At 41.9% G+C, this 16,329-nt stretch carries 16 protein-coding genes and 1 riboswitch; of the genes, 13 read left to right on the forward strand and 3 right to left on the reverse strand.

What is annotated here, in order from left to right; genetic code table 11:
- The first annotated feature begins 126 nt into the window (after positions 1 to 126).
- The 4 genes from H8S51_RS03895 to hpf all read left to right on the forward strand — a co-directional run bounded on the left by H8S51_RS03895 (position 127) and on the right by hpf (position 5,178).
- On the forward strand, positions 127 to 1,044 hold the full coding sequence (locus H8S51_RS03895; RefSeq protein WP_118210416.1) for a sensor domain-containing diguanylate cyclase: 918 nt from the start codon (positions 127 to 129) through the stop codon (positions 1,042 to 1,044).
- A gap of 54 nt (positions 1,045 to 1,098) precedes the next feature.
- Positions 1,099 to 1,180: riboswitch (ZMP/ZTP riboswitch) on the forward strand.
- Positions 1,181 to 1,434: 254 nt separating this feature from the next.
- Positions 1,435 to 3,663 carry a formate C-acetyltransferase gene (gene pflB / locus H8S51_RS03900; RefSeq protein ID WP_186899357.1) on the forward strand — a complete coding sequence of 743 codons (2,229 nt, stop codon included), beginning with the start codon at positions 1,435 to 1,437 and terminating at the stop codon, positions 3,661 to 3,663.
- A 16-nt stretch (positions 3,664 to 3,679) separates the two neighbouring features.
- Positions 3,680 to 4,429 carry a pyruvate formate-lyase-activating protein gene (gene pflA / locus H8S51_RS03905; protein WP_186899358.1) on the forward strand — a complete coding sequence of 250 codons (750 nt, stop codon included), beginning with the start codon at positions 3,680 to 3,682 and terminating at the stop codon, positions 4,427 to 4,429.
- Between the two features lie 218 nt (positions 4,430 to 4,647).
- Complete coding sequence (gene hpf / locus H8S51_RS03910; protein WP_117920071.1) at positions 4,648 to 5,178, forward strand: ribosome hibernation-promoting factor, HPF/YfiA family; 531 nt, start codon at positions 4,648 to 4,650, stop codon at positions 5,176 to 5,178.
- A 141-nt stretch (positions 5,179 to 5,319) separates the two neighbouring features.
- Here hpf and H8S51_RS03915 read toward each other — a convergent pair whose 3' ends face one another.
- The gene (locus tag H8S51_RS03915) at positions 5,320 to 6,171 is read right to left on the reverse strand and encodes a DegV family protein (RefSeq protein WP_186899359.1); all 852 of its coding nucleotides are present in this window, start codon (positions 6,169 to 6,171) and stop codon (positions 5,320 to 5,322) included.
- Positions 6,172 to 6,384: 213 nt separating this feature from the next.
- On the opposite strand from H8S51_RS03915, the gene H8S51_RS03920 reads away from it, so the two are divergent.
- From H8S51_RS03920 to H8S51_RS03930, 3 genes are all read left to right on the forward strand, one after another.
- Positions 6,385 to 6,651 (forward strand): hypothetical protein, encoded by a 267-nt coding sequence (locus H8S51_RS03920; RefSeq protein WP_241070887.1) that lies wholly within the window; start codon positions 6,385 to 6,387, stop codon positions 6,649 to 6,651.
- 188 nt (positions 6,652 to 6,839) lie between these two features.
- Positions 6,840 to 7,895, forward strand: coding sequence for a D-alanine--D-alanine ligase family protein (locus H8S51_RS03925; RefSeq protein ID WP_186899361.1), 1,056 nt, complete (start codon positions 6,840 to 6,842; stop codon positions 7,893 to 7,895).
- A 21-nt stretch (positions 7,896 to 7,916) separates the two neighbouring features.
- Complete coding sequence (locus tag H8S51_RS03930) at positions 7,917 to 9,329, forward strand: UDP-N-acetylmuramoyl-tripeptide--D-alanyl-D-alanine ligase (RefSeq protein ID WP_118210413.1); 1,413 nt, start codon at positions 7,917 to 7,919, stop codon at positions 9,327 to 9,329.
- A 129-nt stretch (positions 9,330 to 9,458) separates the two neighbouring features.
- On the opposite strand, the gene H8S51_RS03935 is transcribed toward H8S51_RS03930, so the two are convergent.
- Entirely contained in the window at positions 9,459 to 10,193 is a 735-nt protein-coding gene (locus H8S51_RS03935; protein WP_117920081.1) for a lysophospholipid acyltransferase family protein, read from the reverse strand.
- Between the two features lie 148 nt (positions 10,194 to 10,341).
- On the opposite strand from H8S51_RS03935, the gene H8S51_RS03940 reads away from it, so the two are divergent.
- The 6 genes from H8S51_RS03940 to H8S51_RS03965 all read left to right on the forward strand — a co-directional run bounded on the left by H8S51_RS03940 (position 10,342) and on the right by H8S51_RS03965 (position 15,639).
- Positions 10,342 to 10,758 (forward strand): protease complex subunit PrcB family protein, encoded by a 417-nt coding sequence (locus H8S51_RS03940; protein ID WP_186899362.1) that lies wholly within the window; start codon positions 10,342 to 10,344, stop codon positions 10,756 to 10,758.
- A 144-nt stretch (positions 10,759 to 10,902) separates the two neighbouring features.
- Positions 10,903 to 11,145 carry a Veg family protein gene (locus tag H8S51_RS03945; RefSeq protein ID WP_117920124.1) on the forward strand — a complete coding sequence of 81 codons (243 nt, stop codon included), beginning with the start codon at positions 10,903 to 10,905 and terminating at the stop codon, positions 11,143 to 11,145.
- Positions 11,146 to 11,209: 64 nt separating this feature from the next.
- Positions 11,210 to 12,769 carry a DUF3794 and LysM peptidoglycan-binding domain-containing protein gene (locus H8S51_RS03950; RefSeq protein WP_241070888.1) on the forward strand — a complete coding sequence of 520 codons (1,560 nt, stop codon included), beginning with the start codon at positions 11,210 to 11,212 and terminating at the stop codon, positions 12,767 to 12,769.
- Between the two features lie 134 nt (positions 12,770 to 12,903).
- The gene (locus H8S51_RS03955) at positions 12,904 to 14,229 is read left to right on the forward strand and encodes a C40 family peptidase (RefSeq protein ID WP_117920087.1); all 1,326 of its coding nucleotides are present in this window, start codon (positions 12,904 to 12,906) and stop codon (positions 14,227 to 14,229) included.
- 106 nt (positions 14,230 to 14,335) lie between these two features.
- On the forward strand, positions 14,336 to 14,773 hold the full coding sequence (locus tag H8S51_RS03960; RefSeq protein ID WP_006856410.1) for a GatB/YqeY domain-containing protein: 438 nt from the start codon (positions 14,336 to 14,338) through the stop codon (positions 14,771 to 14,773).
- Positions 14,764 to 15,639, forward strand: a complete 876-nt coding sequence (locus H8S51_RS03965; RefSeq protein WP_117920089.1) for a methionyl aminopeptidase — start codon at positions 14,764 to 14,766, stop codon at positions 15,637 to 15,639. Before H8S51_RS03960 ends, H8S51_RS03965 begins: the two co-directional genes overlap by 10 nt.
- A 66-nt stretch (positions 15,640 to 15,705) precedes the next feature.
- Here the strand turns inward: H8S51_RS03965 and H8S51_RS03970 are convergent, their stop codons facing one another.
- Positions 15,706 to 16,326, reverse strand: a complete 621-nt coding sequence (locus H8S51_RS03970; protein ID WP_118210411.1) for a glycerol-3-phosphate acyltransferase — start codon at positions 16,324 to 16,326, stop codon at positions 15,706 to 15,708.
- Positions 16,327 to 16,329: the final 3 nt, after the last annotated feature.

Below are 16,329 nucleotides of genomic sequence, written 5' to 3' on the forward strand. Positions count from 1 at the left end.
ATATAGGAAAAAAGTATGGAAGTCTAGAAGAAAGAAAAATATTCATAAAAACACTTTTTTATTTTAAAGTAATGTAGTATACTGTCCTGGGGATCAGTTGGTTAAATTTTTAACAGGAGAGGGAGAATGGAAAGCTCAGTATTGGAGGAAAAGGTTTTTCACAAAGTCATGAAAAATGTTCCGTTTGGTCTTGTCGTAAGCGGTGAGGGAAGAGAACGCAAGGTATATTATGTGAATCAGATGGCATATCACATGCTCGGTTACACAAGAGAGGAATATATAAAAAAAGTGCAGGGCGGATGGAGCCGGTTTTTGGATATTGATCTAAGAGAGGTCATGCGGGATCATCATGAAGAAATCCTGACAGGCGAGCCATTTGAGCTGACTGCTCTGACAGAGACGAAGGACGGAAATAAAAAGTGGCTGTCTTTTCGTGTTATGGTATCTATGGAGTTAAAGCCTGTCAGTTATATTACGATCACTGATGTAACAGAGAAGGTAGAAAAAAACAGACGCTACGCGCGGGAAAGAGAATATTTAAAAGACTGTGCGGCGAGAGATTCCATGACGAGACTTTTAAACCGCGGTACAATGGAAGAACGTATCAAAGAAGAATTAGAGGCAGTAGAAGAAGGACAGAATTATGCATACATCGCCCTGGATCTGGATAATTTTAAGCAGATCAATGATATGTATGGACATTGGGCTGGTGACAGTATCATTATGGGGATATCAAATATTTTAAGGGAAGTCTATGGTAATAATGCCCGCATCGGACGCATGGGCGGGGATGAATTTGCAGTATTTATTCCGGATGTAAAAGACCGTGCGCAGATACAAAGTCAGGCAGATGAAGTCTTACGCCGTCTGCGCCTCCAAAAAGAAATGATCGGAATGGCGGAGGAACCGACAGCAAGCATTGGCATTGCATTTGGTCCTGAGGATGGAAGGAGTTTCCGTGAATTGTATCACAGAGCGGATGAAGCACTCTATCAGGTCAAAAATGAAGAAAAAGACAGTATAGCAATTTATACAATGATCTAAAAAATTTTTGGTACATTTTACCTATTGAAAATTTAAAAAAAAAATTATAACATCTAATTGTTATATGACTGACGGAAAAAGTGGAAGAACCACATGAAGTATAACGTTTACAATGCCGACCGTCTGGGCGAGATAACCCGGACTGTCGGTTTCTTTTATTCTTAAAGATATTCTTCTTACAGGAATCCTTTTGTATGAAAAAAAGAACAGTTCCGGAAACGAAGCGGATATTGACAAGCAGTGATGAAACATGATATATTCACTGCGTTAGAACTAACTAACAAAAGTTAGAAATAACTACCAATATTTTCCAGCAATACCAAAATATTGGGGGATCAGATCCGTTTTATACAGGTAAACCATAGTTTTCAGCAAACAGGAGGAAAAATAATGCAAAACGAATGGAGAGATTTTAATGGTGGAGCATGGGAGAATGAAGTAAATGTCAGAGACTTCATTCAGAGAAATTATAAGCCATACGATGGTGACAGCTCTTTCTTGGAGGGACCGACAGAGGATACCACAGCACTCTGGCAGGACGTATTAGAGCTTTCAAAGCAGGAGAGAGAGGCCGGCGGCGTGCTCGATATGGATACAAAGATCATTTCCACGATCACTTCCCATGGACCTGCGTACTTAGACAAAGATAAGGAGAAGATCGTAGGTTTCCAGACAGATAAACCATTCAAACGTTCCTTACAGCCTTATGGCGGTATCCGTATGGCAATTAAGGCATGTGAAGATAATGGGTATAAAGTAGACCCGGAAGTGGTAGAATATTTCACAACACACAGAAAGACACACAATGCGGGTGTGTTTGACGCTTATACACCGGAGATGAGAGCCTGCCGTTCTGCACATATCATTACCGGTCTTCCGGATGCATACGGACGCGGACGTATCATTGGCGATTACAGAAGACCGGCTCTTTATGGTGTGGATCGTCTGATCGCAGACAAGGAAGAACAGTTAGAATCCACACGTACGATTATGTATTCTGACGTTATCCGTGAGCGCGAGGAATTATCCGAGCAGATCAGAGCTCTTAAAATGTTAAAAGAATTAGCAAAGATTTACGGATGTGACATTTCAAAGCCGGCAACAAACGTTCTTGAGGCAACACAGGCTGTTTATTTTGCATACCTTGCAGCAGTCAAAGAGCAGAATGGTGCGGCAATGAGCCTTGGACGTACTTCTACATTCTTAGATATCTATGCAGAGCGTGATCTTCGTGAAGGAACTTTCACTGAGAAAGAGATCCAGGAGATCATCGATCAGTTCGTAATGAAACTGCGCTGTGTAAAATTTGCCCGTACGCCGGAGTACAACACTATTTTTGCCGGAGATCCGACATGGGTAACAGAGTCTATTGCCGGAATCGGTGTAGATGGAAGACATATGGTAACAAAAATGTCTTACCGTTATTTAAATACTTTAAACAACATCGGAGCAGCACCGGAGCCTAATATGACAGTTTTATGGTCTGCAAAACTTCCGGAGAACTTTAAAAAGTTCTGTGCAGAGATCTCGATCAAACATTCTGCGATCCAGTACGAAAATGATGATATCATGCGTGTGGTTCATGGCGATGACTACGGCATTGCATGCTGTGTATCTTCCATGAGGATCGGAAAAGAGATGCAGTTCTTCGGAGCACGTGCAAACCTTGCAAAATGTTTACTCTATGCCATCAACGGTGGTGTGGATGAGATAAGCGGCAAACAGGTAGGACCTAAATACCGCCCGATCACATCTGAATACCTTGATTATGACGAGGTATGGGAGAAATACAAAGACATGATGAAATGGCTTGCAGGCGTCTATGTCAATGCATTAAACATCATTCATTATATGCACGACAAATACTGCTACGAGAAACTGCAGATGGCACTGCATGACAAACAGGTAAGACGCTGGTTCGCAACCGGTATTGCAGGATTTTCCGTAGTAGCAGATTCTTTATCTGCCATTAAATATGCGAAAGTAAAACCGATCCGTGATGAGAACGGAATTACCGTAGACTTTGAGGTTGAGGGAGACTTCCCGAAATACGGTAATGATGATGACCGCGTAGATGAGATCGCAAAAGAAGTTCTGCATACATTCATTAAATATGTAAAAGGAAATCACACCTATCGCGGAGGTATTGCAACGACTTCCATTCTTACCATTACATCAAATGTATCTTATGGTAAAAATACAGGTGCAACTCCGGATGGAAGAAAGAAAGGTGTTGCATTTGCTCCGGGCGCAAACCCAATGCATGGACGTGATAAAAATGGTGCAGTTGCTTCTCTGGCCTCTGTTGCAAAAATGCCGTTTATGGATGCGCAGGATGGTATTTCCAATACCTTTACCATTGTGCCGGATGCACTTGGAAAGACAGAAGAAAGTGCACAGACAAACCTTGTTGCACTGCTTGACGGTTATGCAGAAAAAGGCGGCCACCATTTAAATGTAAATGTATTAAATAAGGAAACATTACTTGATGCACAGAAGCATCCGGAGGAATATCCACAGCTTACGATCCGTGTATCAGGTTATGCAGTTAACTTTATCAAACTGACCAAAGAGCAGCAGGATGAGGTTATTGCAAGAACTTTCCACGAATTAATGTAAAATAAAGGAGATTACAATGGGTTATATTCATTCTCTGGAATCATTTGGCACCGTGGACGGTCCGGGGGTACGATTTGTTGTATTTTTTGAAGGCTGTCCGATGCGCTGCCAGTATTGTCACAACCCGGATACCTGGGTGCTTACGGATGGAAAACAGATGGAGGCGGATGAGATCATCGACCGCTTCATGCGTAATGCCTCTTTTTACCGGACTGGCGGGATCACTGCCACCGGTGGGGAGCCGATGCTTCAGATCGATTTTCTGACGGAACTGTTTGAAAAAGCAAAGGCACACGGGATCCATACCTGTTTAGATACATCAGGTATTATGTTTCCGGGATTTCCAGAGGATGAAAACTCTGCATCAGGGATCACACTTGAAAAAATAGACAGACTGCTTAATGTTACAGATCTTGTAATGCTTGATATCAAGCATATCTGTGACGAGGATCACCGTAAACTGACCGGACATTCCAATCAGAATATTTTAGCATTTGCAAGATATCTGGATCAGAAGAAAAAGCCGGTATGGATACGTCATGTTGTTGTCCCCGGCATCACATTTGAAAAGGAAGAATTGACGGAACTAGGACAATTTTTAAAGACACTTTCAAATGTGGAAAAACTCGAAGTACTGCCGTATCATGCGCTTGGAAAGGTTAAATACGATAATCTTGGCATGGACTATGTTCTCAAGGATACACCGCAGCTTACCAAAGAAGAAGCAAAATGGGCAGAAAAGGTCATAAGAGATGCAATGAAATAGAAAACAGCCGTGTTACAGGAGATAGGAAATGGTCACTTGTAATGCGGTTTTTTCAAATATGTAATAACATGTATTTTTACAAGAATATTACAGGAAAATATAAATATTCTGAAAAATATATAAAAAATGATATATTGTATTGAAATATTTGTGGAAAGTGCTATAATAAAACCATGATATAAATCTGTATCAAATAAACGGCAAAGGGGTTGGACATCATGAGAATCAAGATTACAGGGAGAAACATTGAATTGACCGATGGTATCAAAGAGGCAGTGGAGGACAAGTTAAACAAATTAGAGAAGTACTTCACACCGGACACAGATGTCTATGTAACGCTGAGCGTGGAGAAGGAACGCCAGAAGGTGGAAGTTACGATTCCGATGAAAGGAAACTATATTCGTTCTGAACAGGTAAGCAACGATATGTATGTATCGATCGATCTGGTAGAAGAGGTTATTGAACGTCAGTTAAAGAAATATAGAACGAAGCTGGTTACGAAACAGCAGAGCGCAGCGTCCGTTTTCAAACAGGATTTTCTGGATGCAGCATCTGATGATGACGAGGAGATCAAGATCATCCGTTCTAAGAAGTTCGATATGAAGCCGATGTATCCGGAAGATGCATGTGTACAGATGGAGTTATTAGGACATGATTTCTTCGTATTTATCAATGCGGAGACAGAAGATGTCAACGTTGTATACAAGAGAAAAGGCAACACATACGGATTGATCGAACCGGAATATTAAAATGGATCATTGCAGAATTGTGCTGTGAATAAAACCACCCTGTGGCAGGAGAATGCCGCAGGGTGGTTTTTGTTGTACTGTGATTTTGTGCAATTTGACGGTCAATAAATTGAAATATACCTTTCGTTCCTATATTCTGTATTAAGCATTATGAAAGAACGATACACAGATCGCTCCCGGACCGGCGTGTGTCCCGATTGTACTACCGATTGTGCTGACCGGCAGCTCCTTTGTCTGACTGGCCCAGAGATCTGCGCTGTCTGCAATATATTTCTGAAGCAGTGAATCGTCGAGTCCACTGTATCCCAGCATATACGGCATGGAAAAATCAATGCCGTTTTTATTTTTCACTTCCTGGATGAGGATATTATTACCGTTTTTAGACCCCCTTGCTTTTCCTAAGATTACAACTTCACCTTTTTCGATAGCAATAACAGGCTTGATGGACAGGATATTTCCAGCCCATGCAGCAGTCTTTGAGATACGTCCACCCTGTTTTAAATATTCGAGGGTATCAAATACGGCTAAGACGCAGACATCCTTCTTCTTTTCTTCAAGTTTTTCGGCAATTTCTTTTGCGGAAAGTCCCTGGTCGCGCAGTCTTACGGCATAAAGTACGAGAATCTGTTCGCCGAGGCATACATTTAAGCTGTCCACTAATGTGATGCAGTCCTCGTAACCATCGAGTGCAATGTGGGCACTCTGGTATGTACCGGATAAAAGGGAGGACAGGCAGATCACAACAGCGGTGTCGCCGGCATCTTTTACTTCTTTGAATTTAGCTTCAAAGTCATGAGGCGATATCTGGCTGGTCGTCGGGATCGTTCCACATTCGATCAGTTTTTCATAAAATTCTTTATGGGAAATGGTAACACCGTCTAAATATTCCGTTTCACCAAAGATGGTTTTTAAAGGCATATAATCAAGATTTAATACATCTGCCCGTTCTTTTGTGAGATCAGATGCGGAATCAACAATAATTCGTACACTCATTTTTAATCCTCCAACAAAATAGTTTGACTATCAAACAAAAACAAATATATAGGATACGCAGAAGATTGTCAAGATATTTTGGTAATCAAAATATCTGAAATGAAAAATCAAATGTAGTTGACAAAATTCGACAGACATAAGATACTTATGTAGTATAAGTGCCTGCATGACAGTAGAGTAAGAGTGGAAAATTATATAATAAAGCAGAAAAAAGTGGAAGAAATGTACAACGGGGTGGAGATGCTGGTGGATCTGGCAAGAAGGTATCCGGAACTATGGAAAGAAATCGACAGGCAGTGCACTGGGAACAGAGAGCGATATGGATTGCTCTGTGAAATATTGCTGACGGGGGAAAAAGAACGTTGCGAAGATGTAGTTGCAAAAATATACCGGTATGGAAGTATGATCGGTAGACAGGATCTGCTTGGCAGACAGATATTTTTGTGGCTGCTGCAGGTAATGCGGGAAAACGGGGAGTAAAATAAAGAAAATGGTGTTCGCCTGTCGGGAGGCACTGCCAGGAGACATTGCCTAACGGCAGAAAATAAATTAAGAAAGGATGTCATGCAGGCATAAAAAGTACAAAGGAATGTGCAAATTCCTTGCCACATAAAGAAAAAAGGTATACTATAAAGCAGAAATGTTTTTATGAGTAAGGAGAGTATACCATGAAGATTGTTGTTTTAGCAGGTGGTTTAAGTACAGAAAGAGATGTTTCCTTTAAAACCGGAGATATGGTGGCAAAGGCATTGAGAGAGAATGGACATCAGGTGATCTTACTTGATGTATTTATGGGATACAGTGATAAAAAAGAAGATCTGACAGGTATTTTTGACCGGAGTGAAGAAGTGAGCGTAAAAGTGTCCGGAATACCGGAAATCGCACCGGATCTTGCAAAGGTAAAAGCATCCAGAAAAGATCAGTCAGATAATTTCTTTGGACCGAATGTGATCGAATTGTGTCAGATGTCAGATATTGTATTTATGGCACTGCATGGAGAAAATGGGGAAAATGGTAAGATCCAGGCTGCATTTGATCTGTTTGGGATTCGTTATACAGGCAGCGGTTATTTGAGCAGTGCGCTTGCCATGGATAAAGAAATGTCGAAAAAACTGTTTTTATCTGCTGGCATACCGGCTCCAAAGGGTGCGTCCATGAAAAAGGCTGACCGCAGCGATGATATCGCAAAACTTGGCATCAGTTTCCCATGTGTGGTAAAACCGTGCTGTGGTGGTTCGAGTATCGGTGTTTCTATCGCACATAATGCGGATGAATATAAAGCCGCTTTAGATGAAGCTTTCCGCTGGGAAGAAAATCTGATCGTGGAAGAATATGTGAAGGGACGTGAGTTTTCTGTCGGTGTGATCGAGGGAAAGGCACTTCCGATCATTGAGATCGCTCCGGTGCAGGGATTCTATGATTACAAGAATAAATACAAAGCAGGCAGTGCAGTTGAGACCTGTCCGGCGGAACTTTCTGAAGTTGTCACAGAGAAAATGCAGCATTATGCAGAACAGGTAGCACAGGTGCTTGGACTTGACACCTATTCACGTACAGATTTCCTGTTAGATGAGAACGAAAACATTTATTGTTTAGAGGCAAATACTTTACCGGGAATGACACCTACAAGTCTTCTGCCACAGGAAGCACAGGTTGTCGGTGTGAACTTTAACGAATTGTGTGAGAAGCTGATTCAGATTTCCATGAGTAAATACGAAAAATAAAAATCAGGAATGGAGATTATCATGAAAAATATGACGCTGGAACGCATTACAGAAGTGTGCGACGGAGTATATTATGGCAGTGAGACAGACAAAACAAAAGAAATTACCGGAGCTGTGATAGACAGCAGACAGGTAGAGCCGGGATATCTTTTTATTGCGGTAAAAGGAGAAAAGGTGGACGGTCACCGGTTTATACCGCAGGTATTTGAAAAAGGAGCACTTGCCGTATTATCCGAGCAGGAGCTTTCTGATCCGGCAGGCCCGTATATCAGAGTAGAATCAACGCTTGGTGCGATGAAAAAACTTGCGGCATATTACAGGAGAACTCTCGATATCAAAGTTGTCGGCATTACCGGAAGTGTTGGAAAAACAAGCACAAAAGAGATGATCGCATCGGTTCTTTCCCAGAAATATAATGTGTTAAAGACAGAGGGAAACTTCAATAATGAGATCGGTCTTCCGCTTACGATCTTTAAGATCAGGGAACAGCATGAAGTTGCAGTGCTTGAGATGGGAATCTCAGAATTTGGAGAGATGCACCGCCTTGCGGAAATGGCGTATCCGGATATCTGTGTGATCACTAATATCGGATTGTGCCATCTGGAGAATCTTCTGACCAGAGATGGAATATTAAAGGCAAAAACAGAGAGTTTTGAGCATCTGACACCGGAAGGAATTGCTGTGTTAAATGGGGACGATGATAAACTCTGTGAGAAAAAGACAGTAAACGGAAATAAGACAGTATTTTACGGTATCGGAAAAGAAGCAAAACTTGCAAAGACAGAGCAGGGCGAAAAATATCTTGCAGAGAAAGAAGTATATGCAACGGATGTAGAGCCGGTGGGGTTAGACGGAACAAAAGCGGTAATACATATTGGGGAAGAGAATTTTGCAGTGATGATTCCAATCGCAGGAGAGCATAATGTATACAATGCGTTAGCGGCAGTCTGTGTTGCAAGAAAGCTCGGTCTTAGTGTGGATGAAATGAAACGTGGGATCGAGTCAGTCAAAACAATCGGAGGAAGAAGCAATCTGATCCATAAGGAGGGAATGACGATCATCGACGATTGTTACAATGCCAATCCTGTTTCTATGAAAGCGTCCATTGACGTGCTTGCAGCGGCACCAGACAGAAAGATTGCAGTGCTTGGTGATATGGGAGAACTTGGTGAGAATGAGAAAGAATTGCATGCAATGGTCGGAGAGCATTTTAAAGGAAAAGGAATCGATGTCCTGTTTGCAGCGGGCGTATTGTCAGAGAATCTGGCACAGGCGGTAAAAAAATGCAGTCCACAGACGGAGGTTCATTATTTTAAATCAAAAGATGAACTCACAGCAGAATTGCTACCTTATGTGAAGAGTGGTGACACTGTATTAGTAAAGGCATCTCATTTTATGGGATTCCCGGAGGTCGTAGGACAGCTTACAAAGTAAGTAACTGTGGGAAAATGCGAATTTATAATCGTTTATGAAAAATAAAAATCCCCGGATCACGATGGTGGTTCGGGGATTTTTCTGCATATCCAGAACAATCGAATATATACGAAACATGTGGCAGATAATTCAAATCTGTGGATCATTTTTCTCAAGCATTCCGGCGATCACACCCTGACAGTGTGCACCGATCTTTTTACGTGTGTCTTTGTCTAAAGACTTCGGATCGATCGGTCTGCCATATTCTACAATGACATGTACCGGTTTTACTTTTGGAAAATGTGCTTCTAAAATATCGGCGGAACCGGAGATCGCCATAGGTACAATCAGACATCCGGTTTTTTCTGCCATTTTAAAACTTCCTTCTTTGAATGGGAGCATCAGATCATCCGTTTTGTTGCGTGTTCCTTCAGGAAAAATACACATGGAAATCCCATTTTTGATATTATCGATTCCTGCAAGGATCGTCTTTAATGCTTCCTTGACATCAGAACGGTTGATGAACAGACAGTGCAGCCGTGTCATCCAGGTAGATAAAAGAGGAACTTTTTTCATGGAATCCTTTGCGACATAACCGGTCAGACGCGGACAGCGTGAGTAAGTGATGATGATATCGAAATAACTTCTGTGATTGCCGATGTAAAGAACCGGCTGGTCTTTTGGAACATTTTCCTCCCCGATGATGGTTAGTTTTGTGCCACAGATAAAGAGAATGACACGAAATGCCCACTGTACCATGCGCAGCTGGCTGATATCGGCAGCTTGGCGGTTAAATTTCCCGATGATCCACTCGACAAAAAGCACCGGAATACCAATGATCAGATAGAGTATGGCAAAAAGCAATGCAAGTATTGCGCGTAACATAGTGTGTCCTTTCCGGGGAAATCCCCAAGTTTTATATATCCACATTATATAAGGTATCCAGGGGAAAAACAACTAAAAAAGACATATTTAAAGGTAAGAAGCCATATATTAAGATAGAAGCGTAAACTAGGGGCGGGTGTAAGAAAGCATGTTTCAAAAGTATCTGGTAAGAATATGTGGGGTGGGTCTGCTGATGGCGGGAGTGATCAGCGGATGCAGTATCGAGCAGACAAATGAAACGAAGGTAAGTGATCTTACATATACGATCGTTGAGGAATCTGAGACACCGGAAGAGTTAAGATCAATGATCGAAGAAAAGAAAGCAGCGGATTTTAAACTCACTTATGAGATGGAGGATGATCTGTATATTGTACGTGGATATGGAGAACAGGCGACAGGAGGATACAGTATCTGTGTGAAAGACTGTTATCTGACCACAAATGCAGTGGTATTTGATACAGAACTCATCGGGCCAAGAAAGGGCGAAGTTACAAACGCAAGCCCAAGTTTTCCTTATATTATAATTCAGGTAAAAAACCAGGACAAAAGTATCATTTTTGAGTAAATATTCTTAAAATTTTTTTAAATAATTTAATTATGTTTGACAAAAATTTAGCACAGTGCTATTCTAAAGCAGAAAAGGAGTCCGGTAGAGATATTATTACAAATGTGTATGATTGCAGAATACCGGATTAAGGAGGTAGAACACATGCAACAGGCAGACATCAGAAAAGTTCGGGCATCCGTGCATCAGCAGTGCGGGAAAAAAGTAATGATTCAGCTTGACCGAGGACGCAATAAAGTTGACATCCAGGAAGGCGTCATCCAGAATGCTTACCCAAGCGTATTCACGATCCTGGTAAATGATGAGCGTGAAGAAAATCCACCTCAGTTATTATCATTCAGTTATTCTGATATTGTTACAAGAGATATACGCATGAAATTGTGCTAAACAGGTATAAAATCCCCCATGTCCGAATAAGATGGTTACAAAGATTCGGAATGGGGGACTTTTTTTGGAATTTCAGAAAATAAAACTACATAGAAGTGAAAAAAGAGGATCTGCAGTTACACAGATCACATTGGATGATGACTATAATGTGCCGGACTACAGACAGGATATTGTAAAAGTAATAAAAGAACATGGAGAACTGCGCTTTGATGAGGTAAAGGCGATGGAGGGGGCTGCATGGATCAAGGGAAGCCTTATTTTTAAAGTACTTTATCGGAGTGATAAACAGGAAGGTAAAATAAGCTGCCTGCGTGGTGAAATCCCATTTCAGGAACGGCTCAATATGGATGGACTGAGTGAATATGATGCAGTTCATGCTGTGGGGGATATAGAAGATCTTACCGTTGGTGTGATCAACTCCAGAAAACTAAATATCCGTGCGGTAATTGTCCTGACGGCATCTGCAGATACAGAAGTGGATGAGGAGCTGACAAGTGAACTTTCAGATGGCAGTGACTATGAACAGAATATTGTAGAAAAGGAAGCGTTAAAACTGCTCGTGGTGCGGCGTGATATCTGCAGACAGAAAAGTGAGGCGGTTCTGCCATCAAGTAAACCGAATATCCGTGAAATACTCTGGCAGAGTATGCAGCTACGCAATGTTGAAAGCAGGCTTACGGAAGGCAATATTAGATTTTCCGGGGAAATACTGGTTTCCATATTATACAATGATGAGGAGGAAGGAGAACATTTATCCTGGTATGAGACAACAGTTCCGCTGGATGCACAGGCAGAGTGCGGTGTCATGGAGAATGACTGTATCTGGCAGGTAAAGATGATACCTGTGACGATGGAGCTGGAAGTCAAACCGGATTATGATGGGGAGGAGAGAATCCTTGTCATGGAACTGGCATTAGATATGCATATCCGTATCTGGAAGGAAGAAAAGATAAGGCTTTTAACAGATCTGTACTCATTGCAGAAAGATGTAAAGCCTGTCTGGAAGGAGTGTCCGCTGGAGAGACTTCTTGTTAAAAATGCCGCAAAGTGCAGGATGACTGAGCAGATGGAATTAAAAGAGGACAAAGAAAAAGTCCTTCAGATCTGTTCCTGTGAGGGAAAAGTACTTTTAGAACGGCAGGAAATAACGCCGGAAGGTGTTCTTGCGGAAGGAACGATCGAGGTTCATATTTTATATATTACTCCGGATGATCATATGCCGGTTGGAGCGATGCAGGAAATTTATCCATTTTCACAGCTTGTGGAAATCCCGGAAATGTCAACGCAGGCAAAGGTGGAGCTGGATGCTTCATTAGAACAGCTTTCTGCAGTTATGCTGGATCAGGAGCATGTTGAGATCCGTGCAGCAGTACGGCTTGATCTGCTCGCCTTTGTTTCGGAAATCATACCAAATATCGAAGATGCCACAGAGTCACAACCGGATCTTGAGATGCTCAGAAACCGGCCGGGACTGGTGGGGTATATAGCCAGGGAGGGAGATGACCTGTGGACGATCGCGAAAGAAAATCATACGACCATACAAAATATCATGGAGACAAACCATAGAAAAAGTGAGACACTTTCCGCAGGTGAAAAGATTTTGATCGTGAAACAGGTCGGGTAAAATATTAAGTATTTGTGAATTTGTGGAAATCCTAACAAACATATAATAAAGTGTGATAGAATAAATAAGTACGGATTCTGCCAGTCGCAGTCTGCCGTGCTTATTTTTGCAGGTAACAGAAGGAGAAATGCTTGATGAAGTGGGAAAAGGCATTAAAATATACAAAAAAAAGAAAAAGAATGATCGCTGTGGTTATGGCAGGTGTGATCGGATTTGCGTGTTTTTACTCTGCAGATGCATCTGTGATCAAAGATGCGCAGAAGAAAAAAAATGAGGCACAGCAGAATTTAGATAACATTAACCAGCAGATTAACAATATACAGAGTGAGCAGAGTAAAGTGAAAAGTCAGATGGCAGCATATGATGAGCAGTTGATGTCACTTCTGACAGATATGGAACTTTTAAAGACAGATATTGACAACAAGGAAGGAGAGATCGATCAGGCAAAGACAGACCTTGCAGCGGCACAGGAAAAGGAACAGAAGCAGTATGCGGATATGAAGCAGAGAATCCAGTACATGTATGAAAATGGTGATGATACATTTTTAGATGCCATTGTGAAGTCAGAAGATATATCGGATCTTTTAAACCGTGTGGAATATGTCTCAGAGGTATACAGCTATGACAGGGAGCTTTTAGTGGCATATCAGGAGACGGTACAGCAGGTGGCAGATTTAGAGTCACAGTTAGAGCAGGAACTGGCAGATATGGAGGAGTTGAAACAAAGTTATGAGCAGCAGGAAGCATCTTTAAATCAGGTGATCAATGAAAAGAAAGCACAGATCGCAGATTTTGATTCACAGCTTTCAAATGCAAAGACTCTGGCGAGTCAGTATGCTTCCACAATCCGTAAACAGAATGAAGTGATCGTACAGGAACAGGCACGTCAGGAAAAAGCCAGAAAAGAAGCAGAAGCAAAGGCAAAGAAAAGCAAAAAGAATAATACATCCCAGACTGCATCTACGGATGGTGGAACATCAACAGACAGTACAGGAGGCAGTACATCCACAACAGATTCAGGAAACAGTTCTTCGGGGAGCAGTTCTGACAGTGGTTCCTCTAACAGCAGTTCAACAGGATTGACGAATAATGCTTTAAATCCGTCCTATTCTACCGGTGTGAGTGGCAGCAGTGTGGTATCTTATGCGACTAATTTTGTGGGAAATCCATATGTGTTTGGTGGAAACAGTCTGACGGATGGAACGGACTGCTCCGGTTTTGTGTCTCTTGTATACAGCCATTTTGGTGTTTCACTTCCAAGAAGTTCCTATGCACTCCAGTCGAGCGGACAGGCAGTCAGCTATGAGAATGCACAGCCGGGGGATATTATCTGTTATCCCGGACATGTGGCAATCTATATGGGTGGCGGCAGGATCGTCCATGCATCGACACCGTCGAGTGGTATCTGTTATGGAAATGCAACCTATCGTACGATCACAACGGTGCGGCGTGTGTTGTAACTTTGATGATAAAAAAGCAGCAATAGATATTGAAAAAAATTATGAATTATATGGAAATTATGCTATAATCAATAAAGATTATTAGAATCAGGAAGGTAGGAGTATTATGCAGTTTGAAACATTACAAAAAGATATGATAGCTGCCATGAAGGCGAGAGATAAAGTACGTAAGGATGCAATTTCCACACTTGTTTCCGCAGCGAAGAAAGCTGCGATCGACGAGGGATGCAGAGATGATATTAAAGAGGAACTGGTAAACAGAGTGATCTTAAAGGAGATGAAATCTGTAAAAGAGCAGATTGACACCTGTCCTGCAAGCAGGGAAGATCTTCTGGCAGAATACCAGACAAGATATGATATTTTTGCAGAATATGCACCACAGATGATGTCAGCAGAAGAGGTAGAGGCATATATTACAGAGAAGTTTGCTGATGTGGCAGCAAGTAAAAATAAAGGACAGATCATGAAAGCTGTTATGCCGGAGTTAAAAGGAAAGGCTGACGGAAGTGTGATCAATCAGGTGGTGCAGAAATTATGTCAGTAAAAATTGGGAGAAATGATCCGTGCTGGTGCGGAAGCGGGAAAAAATACAAAGCATGCCATCAGGCATTTGATGAGCGTATCGCCCTGATCGCTTCACAGGGACATATTGTCCCGACACATGACCTTATTAAGAATGCTGATCAGATCGCAGGAATTAAAGAGAGCTGCAAGATCAATATAGCAGTGCTGGATTATATTGAGAAGCATATCCATGAGGGTATGAATACAGCAGAGATTGACAAGATCGTTTATGATATGACAACAGAAATGGGTGGTATTCCGGCACCGCTTAATTATGAGGGATATCCGTACAGTGTATGTACTTCTGTAAATGATCAGGTATGTCATGGTTTTCCGTCTAAAGATGTGATTTTAAAGTCCGGGGATATCATTAATGTAGATGTATCTACGATTTTAAACGGATATTTTTCAGATTCTTCAAGAATGTTCTGCATCGGGGATGTAAGCCCGGAGAAGAAGCGTCTTGTGGAAGTCACAAAAGAGTGCGTGGAACTTGGATTAAAAGAAGTAAAACCATGGGGATTTTTAGGCGATATGGGGCAGGCTGTGCATGACCATGCATTTGCAAACGGCTATACAGTTGTGCGTGAGATCGGTGGACATGGAGTCGGACTTGAGTTTCATGAAGAACCATGGGTTGGCTACAACACAAAACGTGGACAGGAAATGCTCTTAGTTCCAGGTATGATCTTTACGATCGAACCGATGGTCAATATGGGCAAAGTAGACATCTATGTAGATGATAAGAACGACTGGGAAGTTTATACCGAGGACGGACTTCCGTCTGCACAGTGGGAGATCATGGTACTGGTGACGGAAGACGGTCATGAGGTGCTCTGCTGGTAAAATAATCACAGGATGAGGCTATATGGAAGTTCTGCACACAAAAACTGTGCACAGTCAAAAGTAGGATCAATGTTTCTGAAATAACAGATGCTTTCCGAACAGTAAGATCTGCAGCGGCTCATCGTGGTAGCGGATGATATGACGGTAGATCACGACCGCTGAAATGATAAAACAGCCGAGTCGTATGGAATTTTGAGGTACGATCACAAACACAGTCAGCGTAAACAGTCCGTATGTAATGACGGACCGGAAAGAATGCGGGCGCAGTGTGAGCACCAGTGAAAATAAAATATAATAAAAGATCAGGCTGATGAGAGGATAAATTTCCGGAAACAGTCCGATCATAACTCCGAAAGAGACGGCAATTGCTTTGCCGCCTTTTTCTTTTTGGAAAAAAGGGAAAGCGTGACCGAATACAGGAGCTGCCATGACAAGCGCAAACAGCAGGGAACCGCAGTCTAAGAATTTTCCGGCAAAAAACACCGGAATGGTACCTTTTAAAAGTTCACAGAGCAGGGATAATGTACCTGCGAAAAAACCTGCCTGCATGTAAGCATTTGCGACACCAGGATTGTGATCAGTGGATGTTTTTGTAATGTCGGTTTTGAAAAATAATCTGGAAATCCAGTAGGCAAATAATGTACTGCCTAAAACAAATCCCAGAAGGATAAAAATAAAATATGTCATAAT

Source organism: Roseburia rectibacter, from assembly GCF_014287515.2.
In the GTDB taxonomy this organism is placed as follows: domain Bacteria; phylum Bacillota; class Clostridia; order Lachnospirales; family Lachnospiraceae; genus Roseburia; species Roseburia rectibacter.